This is a genomic window from Microbacterium gallinarum, assembly GCF_014837165.1.
Classification (GTDB): Bacteria; Actinomycetota; Actinomycetes; order Actinomycetales; family Microbacteriaceae; genus Microbacterium; species Microbacterium gallinarum.
This window is the reverse complement of sequence record NZ_JACSPM010000002.1, coordinates 389,284-407,294: the sequence shown is the minus strand read 5'-3', so window position 1 is coordinate 407,294 and position 18,011 is coordinate 389,284. Positions and strand designations below refer to the sequence as shown.

Sequence of the window (18,011 nt, the reverse complement as noted above, 5' to 3'; positions counted from 1 at the left end):
CACTCAGCGCGCGATGACGAACCGGTCGCCGCCCGCGCTCTTGGCGCGGTACATCGCGACGTCCGCGCGGCGCAGGAGCTCGGCAGGCGCCTCGCCCGCATGCTCGGCGATCGCGACGCCGATGCTGGCGCGCAGGGCCGCCCGGGAAGGATCTCCGTGCTCGCCGCGCAGGACCGACAGCATGCGATCGGCGATCTCGGTCGCGACAGAGCTATCTGTGACGTTGCAGAGCACGACGAACTCGTCGCCGCCGTAGCGCGCGACCAGGTCGTCGGCGCGGACTGCGCTCGCCAGCCGCTCGCCGGCGTCGCGCAGCATCCGGTCTCCCACATGATGACCCAGCCGGTCGTTGACGCCTTTGAAGTCGTCGAGGTCGACGAACAGCGCCGCGCATCGGGTGGTGCGCATGATCTGCTCCATGTGCGCCTCGAGAAGACGGCGGTTCGGCAGGCCGGTCACCTCGTCGTGCGTCGCCGCGTGCGCGAGCCGGGCCTGCAGCCGCAGAGTCGCGAGCGACTGCGCCGCCTGGCCGGCGAGCGCCTCCGCGAGCGTCGACGCCTCGTCGTCGAAGGTGCGGTCGTGGTGGAACCAGCTGACGAACGCGCCGAAGTCGATCTCCTCATGGTGCAGGGGAGCGGCGATGAACGCGCGGACGCCGGCGGTGCGCATCGCGGGGCCGAGCCCGGGGACGAGACGCTCGGCCTCGTCCTCGCTCTGGACCTTGAGGATCCGTCGCGGTGCGCTCACCATCGCGATGAGCGTCTCGGCGTCGAGCCGACCCTCGAGCCCGTCGTAGCCGGCGGCCACCGCGCTGCTGCCGTCGGGCATGTGCAGGTATACGGTCGATTCCTCCGCCCGATAGGCGCTTGCCGTCGTATCGGCGAGGATCTCGGCCAGCCTGGCCTCGGTCGTCGCCGTGGAGAAGGCGATCGACGAGTCCATGACGAGCTCGAGCCGCGTGCGGGTGCGGTCGGCGAGGGCGTACTGTCGGCGCAGATCTCGAAGGGCGCTGAATCGACTGGATGCCTCGGCCATGACGACGACGTCGTCATCGGGCCGCCGATGGCGCGTGGCCATGACGGCCTTGCTGGGATCCTGCGCGTGCACCATCACCCACGGCCCGGCATCGTCCAGGGACATGATGTCCTCGTGGGCGTGCACGAGGAACTCGTCGATCATCCTGCCCGGAAGAGCCTCCATCGGGGCGCCAGCCCAGTCCGCGAACCAGGCGTTCGTCTTGACGATCCTGCCGTTCTCCGCGAGGTGCACGATGCCGACCGGCAACAGCGTCTGATCGTCCAACCATGTCTCCGTTCACTCGCCCCGGAGCAGTACCTGAACGATATCGTCCTCCGATGGTCGGACCATATCCAGTGCCCGGATTGCGCAGTCGAGCCGGAATGCGCACACCTCAGGAGGCGGAACACGGGAAAGCGGCTCGCTGCGTCGCTGTGACGTACGATCGGGCTATGTGCGGCTCCCCCCCCGTCGCACTCGATTGGAACGCCATGACCGCTGTGCGGACGACCGACGTTCTACGTCGCAACAACGTCACCCTCTCGGGTGACCCCGCGGGGCGGGTGATGCTCTTCGCGCACGGGTTCGGCTGCAGCCAGGCGACCTGGAACCTCGTCGCTCCGCATTTCGAGCGCGACCACAGGGTCGTGCTGTTCGACCACGTCGGCGCCGGCGGGTCCGACTCGTCCGCATACGACCGCGGCAAGTACGACTCGCTGGACGGCTACGCGGACGACGTCCTCGAGATCCTCGAAGAGCTCGATGCGACCGACGTCGTCTTCGTCGGCCATTCAGTGAGCGCGATGATCGGAGTCCTCGCCGCCAACCGCCGGCCCGACCGATTCGGCGCGCTCGTGCTGATCGGTCCGTCACCCCGCTACACGAACGATGGGTCGTACCGCGGAGGGTTCGAACCGGCCGACATCACCGCGCTGCTCGAGTCGCTCGACGCCAACTATCTCGGTTGGTCGCAGGCGACCGCGCCCGTGATCATGGGGACGCCCCACCGTCCCGAGCTGGGGAAGCGGCTGACCGACAGCTTCTGCAGCATCGACCCTGTGATCGCGCAGCACTTCGCGCACGTCACCTTCCTCTCCGACAACCGTGCCGACCTTCCGCTCGTCTCGGTGCCGACCCTGATCATGCAGTGCGCGGCGGATGTGATCGCACCCGGGGAAGTCGGCGAGTACGTCCATGGCAAGATCGCGGGCAGTCGACTGTCGGTGCTCGCGGCTACGGGGCACGTGCCGATCCTCTCGGCCCCCGACGAGGTCATCGCCGAGATCCGCGCGTACGTCCGATGAACGGCGACTGGTTCCGGTCCGCTCCGTGCGGGCTGGTGGCGACCACGCTCGACGGTGAGGTCGTCGAGGTCAACCCGACGTTTCTCTCGTGGACCGGCTACCGCCTCGATGAGGTCGTCGGACGACCGTTCGCCCAGCTGCTCGATCCCGGCAGCAAGCTGTTCTACGAGACACGTCACATGCAGGTGATGCACCTGCAGGGAGAGGTGCACGAGATCGCGCTGACCCTCGTGAAGGCGGACGGCGCGCCCATGCCGAGTCTGATCAACTCGGCTCGCGACGACGAGGCGGGGCTCATCCGCACCGTGGTGTTCAGCGCTGCCGAGCGCATCCGCTACGAGCGAGAGCTGCTCTCCGCGCGCCGCGCCGCCGAGACATCGGAGGAGCGTGTGCGCATCCTGCAGGACGTCTCGACCGCGTTCGGCGTGAGCGCCACCGACGAGGACGTCGCCGAATCGTTCGCCTCCGTCGCACGCGAGGCCTTCAGTGCACGCGAGACGGCAGTTCTGCTGATCCAGGACGACGAACTGGTGCTGGTGGGCGGGACGAATCCCCTGGAAGGCAAGGTCGCTCCGATCCCCGAGCTGCGCACGACGCCCGAGGTCGCCGTCGTGACCGCCGGCCCCGAGGAGAAGGACTTCCCGCAGGTCGCCGCGGCGCTGCGCGCCGAGCGGCTCGCATCGCTCACTGTCACGCCGCTCGTCGCGGACGGCGTGCGGCTCGGCATCCTGGTCTGCTTCTTCGCCCGCCGCACCGAGTTCGACTCGTCGTTCTTCGACCTGCTCGACGCCCTCGGCCGACAAGCGTCGCAGACCCTCACCCGCGTGCGCCTGCAGCGCCGTCTGGCATTCCTCGCACTGCACGACCAGCTCACCGGCGTGGCGAACCGGCAGCTGCTCGAGCTGACGCTCGATGATGCGATCCGGCACGCGACGGACCGCAACGAGCCGCTCGCCGTCATGTTCCTCGACGTCGACGACTTCAAGGGCATCAACGATGCGTTCGGCCATGCCACGGGCGACCTCGTGCTCATCGAGCTGGCCACCCGACTGCAGTCGGGAGTGCGCTCCGACGACGTCGTCGGCCGCATCGGAGGCGACGAGTTCGTGGCGATCTGCGCCGGAGCCGACGACCCCGCGGCCGCTTCGATCGCGTCGCGCATCTTGGAGATCTGCAGTCAGCCGATCGTGGTCGCCGACGGCATCATCTCCGCCTCCGTGAGCATCGGCATCTCGCTCTACCGTCCGGGCGTGGATGAGGCGCCGACGCCCGAGCAGCTCCTCGTGCGCGCCGACGCCGCGATGTACGACTCCAAGCGGCATGGCAAGAACCGGCATTCCTTCAACGGGGTCTGAGTCGGAGGAGCGGATGCTGCGCCCCGCCGTTTCCGGGGTGGGTCACCGACGAGCCGCTGCTCGACGGCATCCGCTCTCCGTGCTGCTCTCGTAGCCGACCCGCTTCCCCTCTCGCGGGTCACCGGGTAGACCAGAGGGGGAGAGGACGGAGGAGCGCATGGCTGAGGGCGCACGGAGCAGGGGAATCGAGAAGCTCGAGACGGCGGAGTGCTGGAGGCTGCTCGAGACCACGTCGTTCGGCCGCCTGGCCGTCATCAACGCCGACGGCACGCCTGACATCTTCCCGGTGAACTACGTGCCCCACGAGGGGTCGCTGTACGTGCGCACCGCGAGGGATGCGAAGCTGCTGCACATCGCCCAGCACCCCGCGGTCGCGTTCGAGGTCGACGATCACGACGAGCACGTGCGGTGGAGCGTGGTCGTGCGGGGCGACGCCGAGCGGGTCACGCGGGAAGACGAGATCCGCTCGAGCGGTGTGATGAACCTGGCGTCGTGGAGCCCCGCGCCGAAGTTCTTCGTGATGCGGATCGCAGGTCGCGCCGTCACGGGGCGACGATTCCCGAAGACCGACGGACGCATCGATCACCCCAGGCCCTTCGAGTCGCACGCGGCGGCCGAGATCGCGGTCGATCACGGGGGCGCGGCGACCCACCCGGAGCCGATCCCGCATCACCACCCGGTCACGACACGGCGCGCGCCGCACACTCCGGAGGATCCGGGTTGATCAGGGTCACCGTGCGGGGAGCGCTGCCTGCCAGCGATGCTTCTCGCGCGTGAGGAGGACGGCGAAGATCGCCCAGATGCTGACGTCGTCGGCGAGTCCCAGCGGGCCGAGCACGAGTTCGGGGATGAGGTCGAACGGCACGAAGGTGTAGACCGTCGCGGCGAGCGCGGCGACCCACGTCGTCGGCGCGACGCGGTGCTCGCGCGTCTTGACTGCTCGCAGGAACTTCCACCACATGGGTCCAGTGTGCGTGCTGGTGGGTCGAGAACGGCTGGGCACCAGGAGATTTACAGGGAGCCGATGCCGTGCTGTGATGTGGCGGGTCAGGGTTCGCGGGCAGCTGGGTCGCCTTCCTCAGTCGCTGTCGCCTCGTACCGGTCGATGAGGATTCGGATGCCGGTGTGCTTCCACCAGGACGGAAGGATCGCACCCGCCGACATGCCGTGCCCCGGGTCGAACTCGGAGACGTGGATCGGCTCGTCGGCGCTCGTGAGCGGAGTGCCGAGGATCCCCGTGGCCGCTGCGTGGATCGTGTCCTGGAGCTCCCACGAGTTCGGCGGAAGGGGGGTGGTCGCGAGTTCCGCACGGAGCGCACGCCACAGATAGGGGTCGCCGCGCAGGCCCCACTGGCTGGGGGAGCGATCGAAGAGCCGGCCGATCGTGTCGGGCTCGGTGGGTGGAGGGAAGCGTCGCAGGACCTGGGCGTGCACTCGCCGGTGGGTCTCGGCGGTGAACGAGACCAGCCGGACCTCCTCGACGCGCGAGGGCGTTCGGTGGACGGTGTCGACGGCCGCGTCGATCGCGTCGTTCAGTGGCCACGCGTAGATGCCGGCGCTGATCAGCGGGAAGGCGAGGCTCTCGGCGCCGAGCTCGTCGGCCACCTCGAGCGAGCGTCGATAGCAGGACTCCAGGAGTGTTCGGTCCCGCTCGCCGCCAGCGTGGTTCGGGCCGACCGTGTGGATCACCCACGTGGCAGGCAGGGCGCCGGCGGTCGTCCATCCCGCGTCGCCGGTGCTCAGACCGCGGGGGAACCGCGCGATGCAGTCGTCTAGGATCGCGCGCCCACCGGCTCGATGGATCGCCCCGTCCACGCCGCCGCCGCCGCGCATCTGACGATTCGCCGCATTCACGACGGCGTCGACGCGCTGCTCGGTGATGTCGCCGTGGACGGCGGTGACAGTGACCACGGTTCGAGTCTGCACCCGCTGCGCATCGAGCGGCCGCATCCTTGCGTGAATCGGATCCGAACCCTCAGGGATCGGTCAGCCTTGGCCAAGCGGCGACCGAGGCTCGACGGTCGAGCGCTCTACGGCTGGCATCGTGGAGACGTTGTGGCGAACGAGGGCGGGGAATGGCGAGAAACACATTGGCCGGTATCGGGCTGGCCGCAGCGATCGCGATCATCGTGACCGGCTGCGCGGCGGAGCCGTCGGTGGCGGACGTCGTGGAGCCCGCGGCCGCACCCACCGCTCTCACCACGCCGACGCCCACCGCTCTGCCGACTGCTCCGGCACAGCCTGCTCCGGACCTCGTCACCTTCGTGGAGGTGATCGACGGCGACACGATCGAGACGTCTGCGGGAACGGTCAGGATCATCGGCATCGACACGCCCGAACGCGGTGAGTGCGGCGACGTGCAGGCCGCCGCCGCGATCAGCGGAATGCTCTCGGCCGGCGACGCTGTCGAGTTGGGGGTCCCTGCGGGACAGAACGACCAGGACCGCCACGGACGGCTCATCCGGTACGTCGCGACCGCCTCGGGCGTCGACCTCGGCCTGATGCAGCTCGAAGCCGGCAACGCCGTCGCGCGGTACGACTCGCGCGACGGCTATCCCGCGCATCCGCGGGAGACGGCGTATCACGCATCACAGGTGGCTGCGCTCGGCCCGGACGGAGCAGTCGTCACGGTGGCATGCCGGCAGACCGCGCCGGTCGCGCCCCCGACGGGCGACGGCTGGTGGGAGCAGTACTCGTCGTGCACGAAGCTCAAGAAGAACAGCGTCGGTCACCCGACAGGACCGTTCAGCCGAGACGATCCCTCGCAGGCTGGGGCCTACGACTGGTTCGCGATTCGCACGGGGAACAACGGCGACGGCGACGGCGACGGGCTGGCGTGCGAGTGAACCGGTCGTTCCGCGTCGTGCCGCGTCACGACACGAGCGGGGGATGATGGGCGGGTGACGACCTCGACGACACCGGCGGTGGTCGTGCTCGACGGAGGGCTGTCCAACGCGCTCGCCGAACGCGGCCACGACCTCACCGACGAACTCTGGACCGCTCGACTGTTGCGCGACGCACCGGCCGAGATAGCAGCGGTGCATCGTGCGTACTTCGACGCGGGCGCCCAGGTCGCCACCACCGCCAGCTACCAGGCGAGCGTCGCGGGCTTCGAGCGCCACGGGATGACTCGCGCCGAAGCGGAGGCGCTCATCCAGCGGAGCGTGACGATCGCCCGCGAGGTGCGCGACGACGTCGCCGAGTCAGCCGGTGATGGAGCGGTGCGGCTGGTCGCGGCATCCGTCGGTCCGTATGGAGCGGTGCTCGCCGACGGGTCGGAGTATCGCGGACGGTACGGGGTGAGTCGCGCGGTGCTCCGCGACTTCCACGCCCCGCGGATGGAGCTGCTCGCGAGCGCCCAGCCCGACCTGCTCGCCCTGGAGACGATCCCCGACCTCGACGAGGTCTCGGTTCTCCTCGACCTGGTCGACGAGTTCGCGATGCCCGCCTGGCTGTCGTGCACGATCTCAGGGGCCCGACTGCGTGACGGCCATCCGGCCGCTGAAGCCTTCGCGCTGGCCGCCGGCCACGGGTCCCTCGTCGCCGTCGGCGTGAACTGCTGCGCGCCGGGCGATGTGCTGCCGGCGGTGCGGTCGGCCACCGCGGCGAGTGGCAAGCCCGCCATCGCCTACCCCAACTCGGGCGAGACCTGGGACGGCGCGGCGCGACGCTGGGTCGGAGAGCCGGGGTTCGACATGACGCTTCCGGCGGCCTGGGCAGACAACGGATCGACCTTCATCGGCGGATGCTGCCGGATCGGACCGTCGGCCATCGCAGCGATGTCACGGGCGCTGCACCGGCCGGTCGCGTAGCGGGGGCGGAGCCCTCTACCGCCGCGAGCCGCCCGACGATATCGTCGGGCCTTGACGTCTGGGGGCATACGTGAACGAGCCGACTGTCCATCGAGCGGAAGGCACGCGTCATCGAGCGCGCACAGTGTCGGCCGTCGCGATCGCCGTCCTGGCGGTCACCGGCTGTGCAGCCTCACCCGCCGCTGCTCCGTCGTCATCGGGTAGCGAGGGCGCGTTGTCCGCGGAGCTCCAGGAGAAGCTCCAGGCGGTGGTGGACGAGACCATGGCCGAGTACGACGTGCCCGGTGCGGTCGCGGGTGTCTGGATCCCGGACGAGGGGACGTGGACGACCGCCGCGGGCCTCGCAGACATCGCGGGCGGCACGCCGACGACCACCGACATGTCGTGGCCGCTGCGCAGCGTCACGAAGTCCTACACGGTGACCATGCTGCTCCAGCTCGTCGACGAGGGGCTCCTCACTCTCGACGACACGCTGGACCAGTACGTGGGCGGCGTCACCGACGGCGACCGGATCACTCTGCGCGAACTGGCGGGCATGTCCAGCGGCAACATCGACTACACGAACGAGGACTTCATCGCAGAGTTCCAGGTCGACCCGGAACGGATCTTCACGCTCGACGAGCTGAACGGCTTCGTGCTCGGTCAACCCGCGCAGTTCGAACCGGGCACTCAGCACGTCTACACGAACGCCAACACCAACCTCCTCGGGGCGGTGATCGAGGAGGTGACGGGGCAGTCGTTCGCCGACGTCTTGCAGGAGCGGATGCTGGATCCTCTCGGGCTGGATGCGACGAGGTACATCGTCGACGTCGCGACGTGGACGGAGCCGCATCCCCTCGGGTACGTCCCGGGCGACGAGCCGCGCGAGCCTCAGCAGCAGAACTTCTCGATCTTCGGGCCGGCAGGATCCATGGTGAGCACGCTGGAGGACGGTCGGGTGTGGGCCGAGGCGTTGGCGACCGGCGCGATGCTCGACCCGGCGACGCAGGCCGAGCGCCAGGTGGGCGCCCCTCTCGAAGTCGGTCCTCCGTACGACACATACGCCCTCGGCATCGGAGAGACCGCGGGGTGGTGGGGTCACAACGGCGAAGGGCTCGGCTACACGGCCGCGGTCTTCCACAATCCGGACACCGGTGCCAGCATCGTCGTCTTCATGAACGAATCGAACGTGGCGGACAAGGCTCATCCCGCGGATCAGACGTTCCGCCGCATCGCCGACATCCTGGAGAGCGAGACCACGCAGTGACCCGCAGCATTGTGCGAATCGGGATCGCGGCCCTGACCGCGGTGCTCGTCGCCGCGACCGCCACCGCCTGCACCTTCGATTCGCCCGCGCCCGCGGCCGCCGGAGGGGACGACGCGATCCCGTCAGCCGCGCTCGACGTGATGAACCAGCCGCGCTACGACAACGCCCAGTGGCTGATCTCGGTGACGGACCTCGACTCGGGCGAGGTCCTCATCGACCTGAATGGCTCGCAGATGGCGGAGCCGGCTTCGTTCACCAAGACCTACAGCGTCGGTGCCGCGTGGCTGAAGTGGGGCCCCGAGCACGTCATCACCACACCCGTGAAGCGCACGGCAGAGGTCGACGGCGCGACGCTGAACGGGGACCTCGTGCTGGTCGGCATGGGGGATTTCACCTTCGGCGGCCGGACCAAGCCCGACGGCACCGTCGACTTCACCGACCTCGACCACAACGACGCCAACCCGCTGCCGGGTGCCACGCTCACGACGGAAGACCCGCTCACTGCGCTGAACGACCTCGCGGCTCAGGTGAAGGCATCCGGAATCGACGCCGTGACGGGAACCGTCGTGGTCGACGACCGCCTCTTCCAGGGCACGCTCGCGGGCGAGCCCATCACGCCCATCGTCGTCAACCAGAACCTCATCGATGTGCTCGTCACGCCGGGCGCGGCGGGCGAGCCGGCGACGATCGAGATGACGCCCGCGGTCGCGCCGTGGCACATCGTCGGCACGGTGGCGACCGTCGCCCCCGGCGGCGACACCGAGATCGCGGATCCCGACTCCACGGGCGACGGCGCGATCACCATCAGCGGCACGATCGCCGCCGACAGCGAACCGGTCCTCAAGGTCTTCGCGCTCGAGGACCCGGCGTCGTTCGCGCGCACCGCCTTCATAGAAGCGCTCGTCCGGGCAGGAGTGAGCGTGGGCGGGGACCCGGTCGCCGTGAATTCGACGACCGCGCTGCCCGCGCAGGATCAGGTCGAGGAGCTCCCCACGGTGGCCGAGTTCGATTCGCTGCCGCTCGCGCAGCAGGCGACCTACGTCATGAAGATCAGCTACAACCGCGGCGCCCAGACCTATGTCTGCCTGCTCTCCGCGGAGGCCGGGGTCGCCGATTGCAGCGCCGGCCTCGCCGAGGTCGGCAAGCTGTGGGCCGAGGCGGGGCTCGACACCACCGGCATCTCGCTCGTCGACGGATCGGGGCTGAACGGCAACTACGTCACGCCGGCGAACGGGGTCGCCGCACAGGCGATCATGGCCGCACGGCCGGATGCCGACCAGTGGCGGGCGACGATGCCCATCCTCGGCGTCGACGGTTCGCTCGCGATGGTGCAGACAGACAGCCCAGCCGCCGGCAAGGTGTTCGCCAAGACCGGCACACTCGTCGGCGGCGATGCGGTCAACGACCGCTACCGGCTGAACACCAAGGCTCTCGGCGGGGTCATGGAGTCTGAGAGCGGTCGGAATCTGGCCTTCACGATCATCATGAACCAGGGATTCGCCGACGAGATCGATGGGGTCTTCGCCGCGAACGACGACGTCGGCGCGGTCGCGGCCGCCATCCAGCAGGAGTTCTGATCGACGCGACGGCGGGAGTCGAACCCGCAGCGCATCCGGGTATGAGCCGGTGCCCGGGACCACCCGGACCGTCGCGATGACCTCACGCTAGCTGCGCCCGGCGACACGCACGACGAGAATGACGGTCGGTGTCGCTGTGCGTCGACGTGTGACGAAACGCAGGGTGCGGCATCCGATCACAATTCAGCGAGGTACGCGCGAAGCTGCGCGACCACGAAGGCGTGGTCGTCAGCCTGGGGGAGGCCTGACACTCCGACCGTGCCGACGACGCCCACGCCCGCGATGGTCAGCGGGAACACACCGCCGTGCGCCGCGTACAGCCCCGGGTCGAGACGGGCGTCGACGTCGAAGTCCTTGCCGGCGGCGCGGAACGACTGGCCGACCCCGTACGACGACCGGCCGTAGCGGCGCGCGACGCGGGTCTTGCGCTCGAGCCAGCCGTCGTTGTCGGCGCTCGATCCCGGCAGGGCGGTGTGGAACACGCGGGCATCGCCGAGCGTGATGCCGATGACGATCGGAAGGCTTGCGGTCTCGGCGGCGGCGCGCATCCGAGTGCCGAGGGTCCACGCATCCGAGAGGTCGAAGCCGGGGAAGACCAGTTCACGCTCCTCGGACTCGATCCGGTCGAATATGCCCTGCGCCTCGTCGCTCATGCCGTCGAGCGTATCTCTCGATACGGCGCCGTTCACTGTGCAACAGGACAAGTCGGCGGCCGCTGGCGGCGGGTCGATTGTGCGGTCTGCTCAACCTGAGAATCGACCGTTGACTTGATGTGAATTGCCACATACGTTCGCCGAAGTGTCTCGCTTCCACCCCCAGAGCGAAACGGGACCATCCACACTCCAACCCCCAGTACGGAGAAAGTAGGACCCCCTTGTACCGACGTGTATTGGCGGTCGCCGCTGTCGTGGCGCTGTCACTCCCCACAACCGCGGCATTCGCCGCGCCAGACGACGACCCGTCGTCGCGATTCGACGAAGCCCCCACCCGGGGCCCCGTGAGCGCTACGGTCGAGCCGCTCAGCGCGAACTCGAACGGCGACGTGACCGTCGTCGTCGAGCTCGCGGGCGACCCGGTCGCGGTGGTCGAGGCCGAGAAGGGCCGCGAACTCAGCAAGTCCGAGCGCAGTGCCATCAAGAAGTCGCTCGAGAAGGTCCAGCAGCCCGTCGTGGGTGCTGTCGAGGCCGAAGGCGGCGCCGTCGAAGCCACGATGCAGTCTGCGTACAACGGCGTGCAGGCGACCATCCCGGCCGACGCGGTCGACGCTGTGGCAGCGCTGCCCAACGTCGTCGGCATCCACGCCGCGCGCACGTACACGATCGACAACGCGGTCTCGGTCCCGTATCTCGGTGTGCCGCAGGTGTGGCAGAACACCGGCTACACGGGCGAAGGCATCAAGGTCGCCATCATCGACACCGGCATCGACTACACCCACGCCAACTTCGGCGGCCCGGGCACGGTCGAGGCCTACCAGGCGGCCAACGCCGCCGAGACCGAGGCGGCCGACCCGGCGCTGTTCGGTCCGAACGCGCCGCGCATCAAGGGCGGCTGGGACTTCGTCGGCGACGACTACAACGCCAACGAGGACGGCAGCGTCCCCAAGCCCGACGCCAACCCGCTCGACTGCAACGGCCACGGCAGCCACGTCGCCGGCACCACCGGCGGCAGCGGCGTCACCACCGACGGCGCGACCTACACGGGCGCGTACGACGAGTCCACCGCGTCGCAGCCGTGGAAGATCGGCCCCGGCGTCGCGCCTGAGGTCGACCTCTACGCCCTGCGCGTGTTCGGCTGCGACGGCTCGACGAACGTCACCACCGCCGCCATCGACTGGGCCGTCGCCAACGACATGGACGTCATCAACATGTCGCTCGGCTCGAGCTTCGGCCGTGCCGACGACCCCGAGGCCGTCGCCGCCGCCAACGCCATCGGCGCGGGCGTCGTCGTCGTCGCCTCGGCCGGCAACTCCGGACCTGCCCCGTACATCGCGGGCTCGCCCGGCAACGGCGAGGGCGTCATCTCGGTCGCCGCGGTGGACAGCACCGCGAGCTTCCCCGGTGCCACCGTCACGGTGAACGGCGTGGCCGTCTCGGCGATCAACGCCAACGGCGCCGACCTGGCCGGCCTGCCCGGCATGACGGTCGTGCGACTGGCCGACAACCCGGCCACGGCCGAGAACGAGGCACTCGGCTGCTCGGTCGCGGCGTACACCAGCAACGGTGTGGCACCGGGTCTCAACCAGCTCGCCGTCTCGGAGCGAGGCACGTGCGCGCGCGCTGCGCGGCCGATCTTCGCGGAGCAGGCCGGTGCCGCTGCCGCCCTCATGGTGAACAACACGAACGACTACCCGCCGTTCGAGGGTGTCATCACCGAGAACCCCGACAACGGTGACCCGTTCAACGTCACGATCCCGTTCCTCGGCGTCCGCATGTCGGACGGCCCGAAGTTCGTGTCGAGTGCTCCGGCGACCATCGCCGCAGCCGACCTCGCCAACCCCTCGTTCCGCGGCTACGCCTCGTTCTCGTCGAACGGCCCGCGCAGCGGTGACAGCGGTGTGGCTGTGGATGTCGCGGCGCCGGGCGTCTCGATCGTCTCGACCGGCGTCGGCACGGGCAACGGCCCGGCCACCATCTCGGGCACGTCGATGGCCGCCCCGCACGTTGCGGGCGTCGCTGCTCTCGCCGTCCAGGCCCACCCGGGCTGGAAGGCCGGCGAGGTCTCCGCAGCCGTCGTGTCGTCGGCCGATCCGGAGAAGGTCGCGGGCCAGCAGATGACCCGCGGCGGAGTCGGACTCGTCGACGCCGCGCAGGCTGTCGCGACGAAGGTCACGGCGACCGGCGACGCGTTCCGCACCGACAGCGGCTGGCTCCGTGAGACGGCGCTCAACTTCGGGTTCCAGGAGTCGTCGCTCGGCTTCGCGGGGCTGAAGACGATCACCATCACGAACCACGGCGACACGGCCGTCACCTACAAGGTGAGCTCGGCTCCGTCGGCGCAGTCCGAGAAGGCGACGCTCACGTTCAACCGCAGCTCGGTGAAGGTCCCCGCCAAGGGCAAGGCGACGGTCATCGTCGGCCTCACCGCGGCCGCCGACGCGGTCGGCTCGTCGACGGTCGATCCGTTCGCCCAGTACGAGTTCTCGGGCGACGTCGTCCTCACGTCGGACGCCTCGACGCTGCGTGTGCCGTACCTGATGGTTCCGCGTGCCGACAGCCGCGTCGCCTCGAAGACCGGCGCGCTGTTCGGCAAGAAGGAGACGGTTGCCGACGCCGGCAAGGCGGTCAAGCTGACCAACACGATCGGCGCCCAGACCGCAGGCGCGGACTTCTTCACGTGGGGTCTCAGCGACCCGAAGGACGTGTCGAAGAAGCTCAACGACACCGGCATCGACCTCGCGTCGGCGGGTGTGCAGTCGTTCCCGCAGCCTGACGGCGACCAGGTGCTCGTGTTCGCGGTGAACACGCACTCGCGCTGGTCCAACGTGTCGAGCAACGAGTTCGACGTGGTGATCGACCGCAACGGCGACGGGAACCCCGAGGCGATCGTGTTCTCGGCCGACTCCGGTCTGGTGCGCACGGGCTCGGTCAGCGGCCGCTCCGAGGTGTTCATCAGCACGCCGCAGGGTCTGCTCGCCGCGGGCTTCTACGCCACGGCGCCGACCGACAGCAGCACGATCATGCTGCCGGTGTGGGCGAGCGACCTGGGGCTCACCGCAGCCGCCGGCTCGTTCGACTACACGGTCGCGAGCTACTCGATCACCGACACGGCCCTCTTCGACGAGATCGAGGGTGTCGCGAAGTACAACCCGTGGTCGCCGGCGCTCGAGAACGGCCAGTACGCCGAGGTGCCGCGCAACGGCACCGTCACGGTGGACGTCGCCGTCGACGGTGACGCGTACGCGACGCAGAAGCCGCTCGGTGTGATGGCGGTCGTGCTCGACAACAAGTCGGGTACGAGCGAGACGGTCCTCGTCAAGACGAAGTAGCCTTCCGCAGTCGCACGAGGGCGGCACTCCCGGAAGGGGGTGCCGCCCTCGTCGTCTGGTTGAGTCGAGCGGATGCTGCGCTCAGGCCTCGCAGAGCACGGGTGCGTCGCCGCGGCCGAAGCGGTAGTCGTAACTCATCCCGTCGACCTCGACGACGACGCGCATCCCGTCGACGACGGCCTGTGTGTACGACATGCCCGGCTTGGGGCAGCCGAGCGCGCCGTTCGGCCACGTCACAGCCTCGGCGCTGACCAGCACCGGCTCGCCTGCCACCCCGCGCTCCGCGAGGTCGGTGGCGAGGGCATCCCACTTCTCCGGCGACACGTCGGCAGGGGTGCCCGACGGGCCGACGGGGCCGGGCGTGGTCGTCGCGAACGGCGGGCGGCTCGATGAGGGGGTGGTGGGGTCGGTCATGGGTCCTCCGGTGGAGCAAGCGGTGAGCAGGAGCAGGAGCATCCCTCCGGCGCCCGCGAGGATGGCTCGGCGCATGTCACTCCTTCCGTCGGCGCCAGCGTAGGTGCGCGTCCTGCGAGCCCGCTGTGCCGGAAGCCGCCCCCGAACCTCGGGACCGCTCGCCTGTCACGAAATGCCGCCATGCGTGGCCCTTTGTGACAGGTGAGCAGGACGACCGCTGGCTCCCCTGTCACGAAATGCCGCCGCGGGCGGCGCGATGTGACAGGCGAGCAGCGACCGGCTCGTCAGTCGGGGGTCGGCGTGCGCGGGCGTGGCGCGGCTCCGCGGGGCGGAGGCGGAGGCGCGTCGATCGCGCGCAGCATCCGCTCCAGCGACTCTCTCAGCTCGGACCGGCCGGGCTCCTGCAGGTCGGTCGTGTACTCGACGCCCGGCGGGATCCACATCAGCCCGTACATCGTCTCGCGCCAGTCGGCACCGCCGACCGGCCACCGCGTGCGGGTGTCGTCCTCGGCCTCGGCGCCCTGACCCCATTGCCCGAAGTACTCGCGCATCACGTCGAGCGGCAGCTCCATGACGGCGTCCGCTTCCACCTTCTGCCGCACCCACGACCGCGCGACGACGATGAACTCCTCGATCTGCTCGGGTGTGAGCGGGCGCGGCTCGAACAGCACGCGCGTGTGCTCGACGTCGGCGAGACGGTCGACGCGGAACGTGCGCCAGTCGTCCTTCTCGAGGTCCCAGCACAGCAGGTACCAGTGGCGGTCCGCCGGGGCGAGCGCGTGCGGCTCGACGCGGCGCCGCGTGACCTCGCCCGACGCGGCGGTGTACGTGAACCGCACCCGCTCGTGGTCGCGGGATGCGAGCGCGAGTTCGCCGAGCACATCGCTCGACACCGCGGCGCCCGCGTTGAGCCCTGCCGGCTGCACCGTCTCGGCGAGCGCGTTCACCCGTCGCCGCAGCGGTGCGGGCAGCACCTGCTCGAGCTTCGCGAGGGCGGTGATCGTCGTCTCGGGACCGGAGACGAGGCGCTGGGATGCCGCGACCCGCAGCCCGATCGCCATCGCGACCGCCTCTTCATCCGTGAGCAGGAGAGGAGGGACCGCGCTTCCCGCTTCGAGGCGGTATCCGCCCGCGGCACCCGGCGACGACTCGATGCGGTACCCCAGGTCGCGCAGGCGCTCGACGTCGCGGCGAACGGTGCGCTCGGTGACGCCGAGGCGCTCGGCGAGCTCCGAACCCGGCCAGTGACGGTGGGTCTGGAGCAGATTGAGCAGCGAGAGGGCTCGCGTGGTCGTATCGGACATGTCCTCAAGATTGCCCTATGACGCGGACAGGATCCGTCCGCAATGCTTTCTACCCTTGCTGCATGGCGAATGAACCGATCATCGAAGCGCAGGGGCTGACCAAGCGCTTCGCCGTCAAGAAGAAGACCGTCGAGGCGGTCACCGACCTCACCTTCCAGGTTGCGCGCGGCGAGCTCGTGGCGTTCCTGGGACCCAATGGCGCGGGCAAGTCGACCAGCCTGCGCATGCTCACCACCCTCATCCCTCCGACCGACGGCACGGCGCGGGTCGTCGGCTTCGACATCCTGAAGCAGCCGGCCGATGTGCGGGCGCGGATCGGCTACGTGGGTCAGTTGACCAGTGGCAGCTTCTCGCAGCGCGCCCGCGACGAGCTGCTCAGTCAAGGTGCGTTCTACGGCATGTCGAAGCAGGCGAGCCGGGCGCGGGCCGACGAGCTGATCGAGTCGCTCGATCTCTCCGGGTTCGCGAACCGCTCGGTGCAGCAGCTGTCGGGCGGGCAGAAGCGACGGCTGGACGTTGCGCTCGGGCTCATGCATGCGCCGCCACTCATCTTCCTCGATGAGCCGTCGACCGGCCTCGACCCGCAGAGCCGGGCCAACCTGTGGCAGCACATCCTCGAGCTGCGCGTGAAGTACGGCACGACCGTGTTCCTCACCACGCACTACCTCGAGGAGGCCGACCGCTACGCCGAGCGTGTCATGGTCATGGACAAGGGGCGGGTCATCGCCGACGACACCGCCGCCGCGCTGAAGGCGAACCTGGCCGGCGATCTGCTGACGTTCGGCTTCGCCGGCGAAGCGGATGCCGCAGCCGCCGTCGCGGTCATCCAGCGGCTCACCGACCGCGAGGTGCGCGCCGACGGCGCGGACGTCACTCTCACGGCGCCCGACGGCGACGCCCTGCTGCCGACCGCGGTGCGTGCGCTCGACGCCGCGGGCATCACGGTGCAGCGGGCGACCGGCGTTCCGCCGACCCTCGACGACGTGTTCCTCGCCCTGACGGGACGCACGCTGCGCGAGGCGGGCGAGGGCGTGGCGGAAGAGACAGAGGAGAGCACGGATGCCTCGCCCGAGGCATCCGTCATGGAAGGAGTCCAGCGATGACCGCGACCGAGATCCGGCCTGACACGGCCGTGCGCGCGAACCCCGCCCGCGACACCTGGAACGTGCTGACCCGCGAACTGAAGCCCGTTGCGCGCGACCCGTTCACTCTGATCTTCAGCCTCGTGCAGCCCCTCGTGTTCCTCGGGCTCTTCGCGCCGCTGCTGATCGGCTCGTCGGGCGCGCCGGTGGGCGAGACCCTGCAGTGGTTCGTGCCTGGTGTGCTCGTGATGATCGTGCTGTTCGGCACCGGTGCGACGGGGTCGAATCTTCAGTACGAGATGATGACGGGCTCACATGAGCGCACGCTCGTCGCACCGCTCGCGCGGTCGTCGCTGCTGGTGGGCCGCGCGCTCAAGGAGATCGCGCCGATCGTGGTCCAAGCGCTCATCATCGTGCTGATCGCCTGGCCGTTCGGCTTCACCATCAACGTCCCCGGCCTGGTCATCGGTCTCGCGCTGCTCGCGGTGTTCGGCGTCGGGCTCGGCTCGCTGTCGTACACGCTCGCGCTGAAGACCAAGGACCGCGAGTGGCTGTTCTGGGGCGTGCAGCAGACGCTGATCTTCCCGTTGCTGATCCTGTCGGGCATGCTCCTTCCGCTCGACGACGGCCCGGGCTGGATGAAGGCGGTCTCGACCGTGAACCCGGTGAACTGGGTGGTGCAGGCCGAGCGCGCGCTCTTCGCCGGAGACCTCGCGGCGGTCGAGGTGCTGTGGGGCTGGGTCGCCGCGCTGGTGCTCGCCGCGCTCGGCCTGTGGGCCGGCATCCGGGCGATGCGCAAGAGCAGCTGACCCGGTCCCCGGACGATCCGCGGGCGCCGAGTTGCCAGTGCTGGCGGGAACGCGCGAGCGAAACCCGCCAGGACCGGCAACTCGCCCGTGGGTTCCGGGCGCCGGC

General features: G+C 69.7%; 16 protein-coding genes and 1 tRNA gene. 10 read left to right on the top strand and 7 right to left on the bottom strand.

The annotated features are described in order from the left end of the window. Nucleotides 1–3 precede the first annotated feature (3 nt). On the bottom strand, nt 4–1,302 hold the full coding sequence (locus tag H9622_RS08805; RefSeq protein ID WP_191766012.1) for a GGDEF domain-containing response regulator: 1,299 nt from the start codon (nt 1,300–1,302) through the stop codon (nt 4–6). A gap of 167 nt (nt 1,303–1,469) precedes the next feature. Between H9622_RS08805 and H9622_RS08800 the strand changes: the two genes are divergently transcribed. The 3 genes from H9622_RS08800 (at nt 1,470) to H9622_RS08790 (ending at nt 4,400) form a co-directional block, all read left to right on the top strand. Next, nucleotides 1,470–2,321 carry an alpha/beta fold hydrolase gene (locus H9622_RS08800; RefSeq protein WP_318247072.1) on the top strand — a complete coding sequence of 284 codons (852 nt, stop codon included), beginning with the start codon at nt 1,470–1,472 and terminating at the stop codon, nt 2,319–2,321. Then, a complete protein-coding gene (locus tag H9622_RS08795; RefSeq protein ID WP_191766011.1) occupies nt 2,318–3,676 on the top strand; it encodes a diguanylate cyclase domain-containing protein in 1,359 nt (452 codons plus the stop codon). The genes H9622_RS08800 and H9622_RS08795 overlap by 4 nt, the downstream gene beginning before the upstream one ends. Before the next feature lie 157 nt (nt 3,677–3,833). Then, on the top strand, nt 3,834–4,400 hold the full coding sequence (locus tag H9622_RS08790; protein WP_191766010.1) for a pyridoxamine 5'-phosphate oxidase family protein: 567 nt from the start codon (nt 3,834–3,836) through the stop codon (nt 4,398–4,400). A 6-nt stretch (nt 4,401–4,406) separates the two neighbouring features. Here the strand turns inward: H9622_RS08790 and H9622_RS08785 are convergent, their stop codons facing one another. Next, complete coding sequence (locus H9622_RS08785; protein WP_191766009.1) at nt 4,407–4,637, bottom strand: YkvA family protein; 231 nt, start codon at nt 4,635–4,637, stop codon at nt 4,407–4,409. Between the two features lie 86 nt (nt 4,638–4,723). Then, nucleotides 4,724–5,587, bottom strand: coding sequence for an O-acetyl-ADP-ribose deacetylase (locus tag H9622_RS16100; protein WP_191766008.1), 864 nt, complete (start codon nt 5,585–5,587; stop codon nt 4,724–4,726). A gap of 164 nt (nt 5,588–5,751) precedes the next feature. Here H9622_RS16100 and H9622_RS08775 point away from each other — a divergent pair, with 164 nt between their 5' ends. The 4 genes from H9622_RS08775 to dacB all read left to right on the top strand — a co-directional run bounded on the left by H9622_RS08775 (nt 5,752) and on the right by dacB (nt 10,311). After that, nucleotides 5,752–6,522 (top strand): thermonuclease family protein, encoded by a 771-nt coding sequence (locus H9622_RS08775; protein ID WP_191766007.1) that lies wholly within the window; start codon nt 5,752–5,754, stop codon nt 6,520–6,522. A 54-nt stretch (nt 6,523–6,576) separates the two neighbouring features. After that, nucleotides 6,577–7,488 carry a homocysteine S-methyltransferase gene (mmuM, locus tag H9622_RS08770; RefSeq protein WP_191766006.1) on the top strand — a complete coding sequence of 304 codons (912 nt, stop codon included), beginning with the start codon at nt 6,577–6,579 and terminating at the stop codon, nt 7,486–7,488. A 214-nt stretch (nt 7,489–7,702) separates the two neighbouring features. Then, nucleotides 7,703–8,734 carry a serine hydrolase domain-containing protein gene (locus H9622_RS08765; RefSeq protein ID WP_191766005.1) on the top strand — a complete coding sequence of 344 codons (1,032 nt, stop codon included), beginning with the start codon at nt 7,703–7,705 and terminating at the stop codon, nt 8,732–8,734. Then, the gene (dacB, locus tag H9622_RS08760; protein WP_318247071.1) at nt 8,731–10,311 is read left to right on the top strand and encodes a D-alanyl-D-alanine carboxypeptidase/D-alanyl-D-alanine endopeptidase; all 1,581 of its coding nucleotides are present in this window, start codon (nt 8,731–8,733) and stop codon (nt 10,309–10,311) included. Before H9622_RS08765 ends, dacB begins: the two co-directional genes overlap by 4 nt. 3 nt (nt 10,312–10,314) lie before the next feature. On the opposite strand, the gene H9622_RS08755 is transcribed toward dacB, so the two are convergent. Together H9622_RS08755 and H9622_RS08750 are read right to left on the bottom strand one after the other, a co-directional pair. After that, nucleotides 10,315–10,387, bottom strand: a tRNA-Met gene (locus tag H9622_RS08755). Between the two features lie 100 nt (nt 10,388–10,487). Next, nucleotides 10,488–10,964 carry a heme-degrading domain-containing protein gene (locus H9622_RS08750; RefSeq protein ID WP_191766004.1) on the bottom strand — a complete coding sequence of 159 codons (477 nt, stop codon included), beginning with the start codon at nt 10,962–10,964 and terminating at the stop codon, nt 10,488–10,490. 344 nt (nt 10,965–11,308) lie between these two features. On the opposite strand from H9622_RS08750, the gene H9622_RS08745 reads away from it, so the two are divergent. Next, entirely contained in the window at nt 11,309–14,296 is a 2,988-nt protein-coding gene (locus H9622_RS08745) for a S8 family peptidase (RefSeq protein WP_318247070.1), read from the top strand. 81 nt (nt 14,297–14,377) lie between these two features. Here H9622_RS08745 and H9622_RS08740 read toward each other — a convergent pair whose 3' ends face one another. Both H9622_RS08740 and H9622_RS08735 read right to left on the bottom strand, forming a co-directional pair. Continuing rightward, entirely contained in the window at nt 14,378–14,785 is a 408-nt protein-coding gene (locus H9622_RS08740) for a hypothetical protein (RefSeq protein WP_191766002.1), read from the bottom strand. Between the two features lie 209 nt (nt 14,786–14,994). Continuing rightward, nucleotides 14,995–16,014, bottom strand: a complete 1,020-nt coding sequence (locus H9622_RS08735; RefSeq protein ID WP_191766001.1) for a helix-turn-helix transcriptional regulator — start codon at nt 16,012–16,014, stop codon at nt 14,995–14,997. 62 nt (nt 16,015–16,076) lie between these two features. Between H9622_RS08735 and H9622_RS08730 the strand changes: the two genes are divergently transcribed. Beyond that, the gene (locus H9622_RS08730; protein WP_191766000.1) at nt 16,077–17,117 is read left to right on the top strand and encodes an ATP-binding cassette domain-containing protein; all 1,041 of its coding nucleotides are present in this window, start codon (nt 16,077–16,079) and stop codon (nt 17,115–17,117) included. Further along, the gene (locus tag H9622_RS08725) at nt 17,114–17,905 is read left to right on the top strand and encodes an ABC transporter permease (protein ID WP_191765999.1); all 792 of its coding nucleotides are present in this window, start codon (nt 17,114–17,116) and stop codon (nt 17,903–17,905) included. The genes H9622_RS08730 and H9622_RS08725 overlap by 4 nt, the downstream gene beginning before the upstream one ends. Nucleotides 17,906–18,011 lie beyond the last annotated feature (106 nt).

Excerpts from the sequence above, each read along its gene's own strand:
- H9622_RS08790 (WP_191766010.1), top strand. The coding sequence starts at position 3,834 with ATGGCTGAGGGCGCACGGAGCAGGGGAATCGAGAAGCTCGAGACGGCG.
- H9622_RS08735 (WP_191766001.1), bottom strand. The coding sequence starts at position 16,014 with ATGTCCGATACGACCACGCGAGCCCTCTCGCTGCTCAATCTGCTCCAG.
- H9622_RS08775 (WP_191766007.1), top strand. The coding sequence starts at position 5,752 with ATGGCGAGAAACACATTGGCCGGTATCGGGCTGGCCGCAGCGATCGCG.
- H9622_RS08800 (WP_318247072.1), top strand. The coding sequence starts at position 1,470 with ATGTGCGGCTCCCCCCCCGTCGCACTCGATTGGAACGCCATGACCGCT.
- H9622_RS08750 (WP_191766004.1), bottom strand. The coding sequence starts at position 10,964 with ATGAGCGACGAGGCGCAGGGCATATTCGACCGGATCGAGTCCGAGGAG.
- H9622_RS08795 (WP_191766011.1), top strand. The coding sequence starts at position 2,318 with ATGAACGGCGACTGGTTCCGGTCCGCTCCGTGCGGGCTGGTGGCGACC.
- H9622_RS08725 (WP_191765999.1), top strand. The coding sequence starts at position 17,114 with ATGACCGCGACCGAGATCCGGCCTGACACGGCCGTGCGCGCGAACCCC.
- H9622_RS08740 (WP_191766002.1), bottom strand. The coding sequence starts at position 14,785 with ATGCGCCGAGCCATCCTCGCGGGCGCCGGAGGGATGCTCCTGCTCCTG.
- H9622_RS08730 (WP_191766000.1), top strand. The coding sequence starts at position 16,077 with ATGGCGAATGAACCGATCATCGAAGCGCAGGGGCTGACCAAGCGCTTC.
- H9622_RS08785 (WP_191766009.1), bottom strand. The coding sequence starts at position 4,637 with ATGTGGTGGAAGTTCCTGCGAGCAGTCAAGACGCGCGAGCACCGCGTC.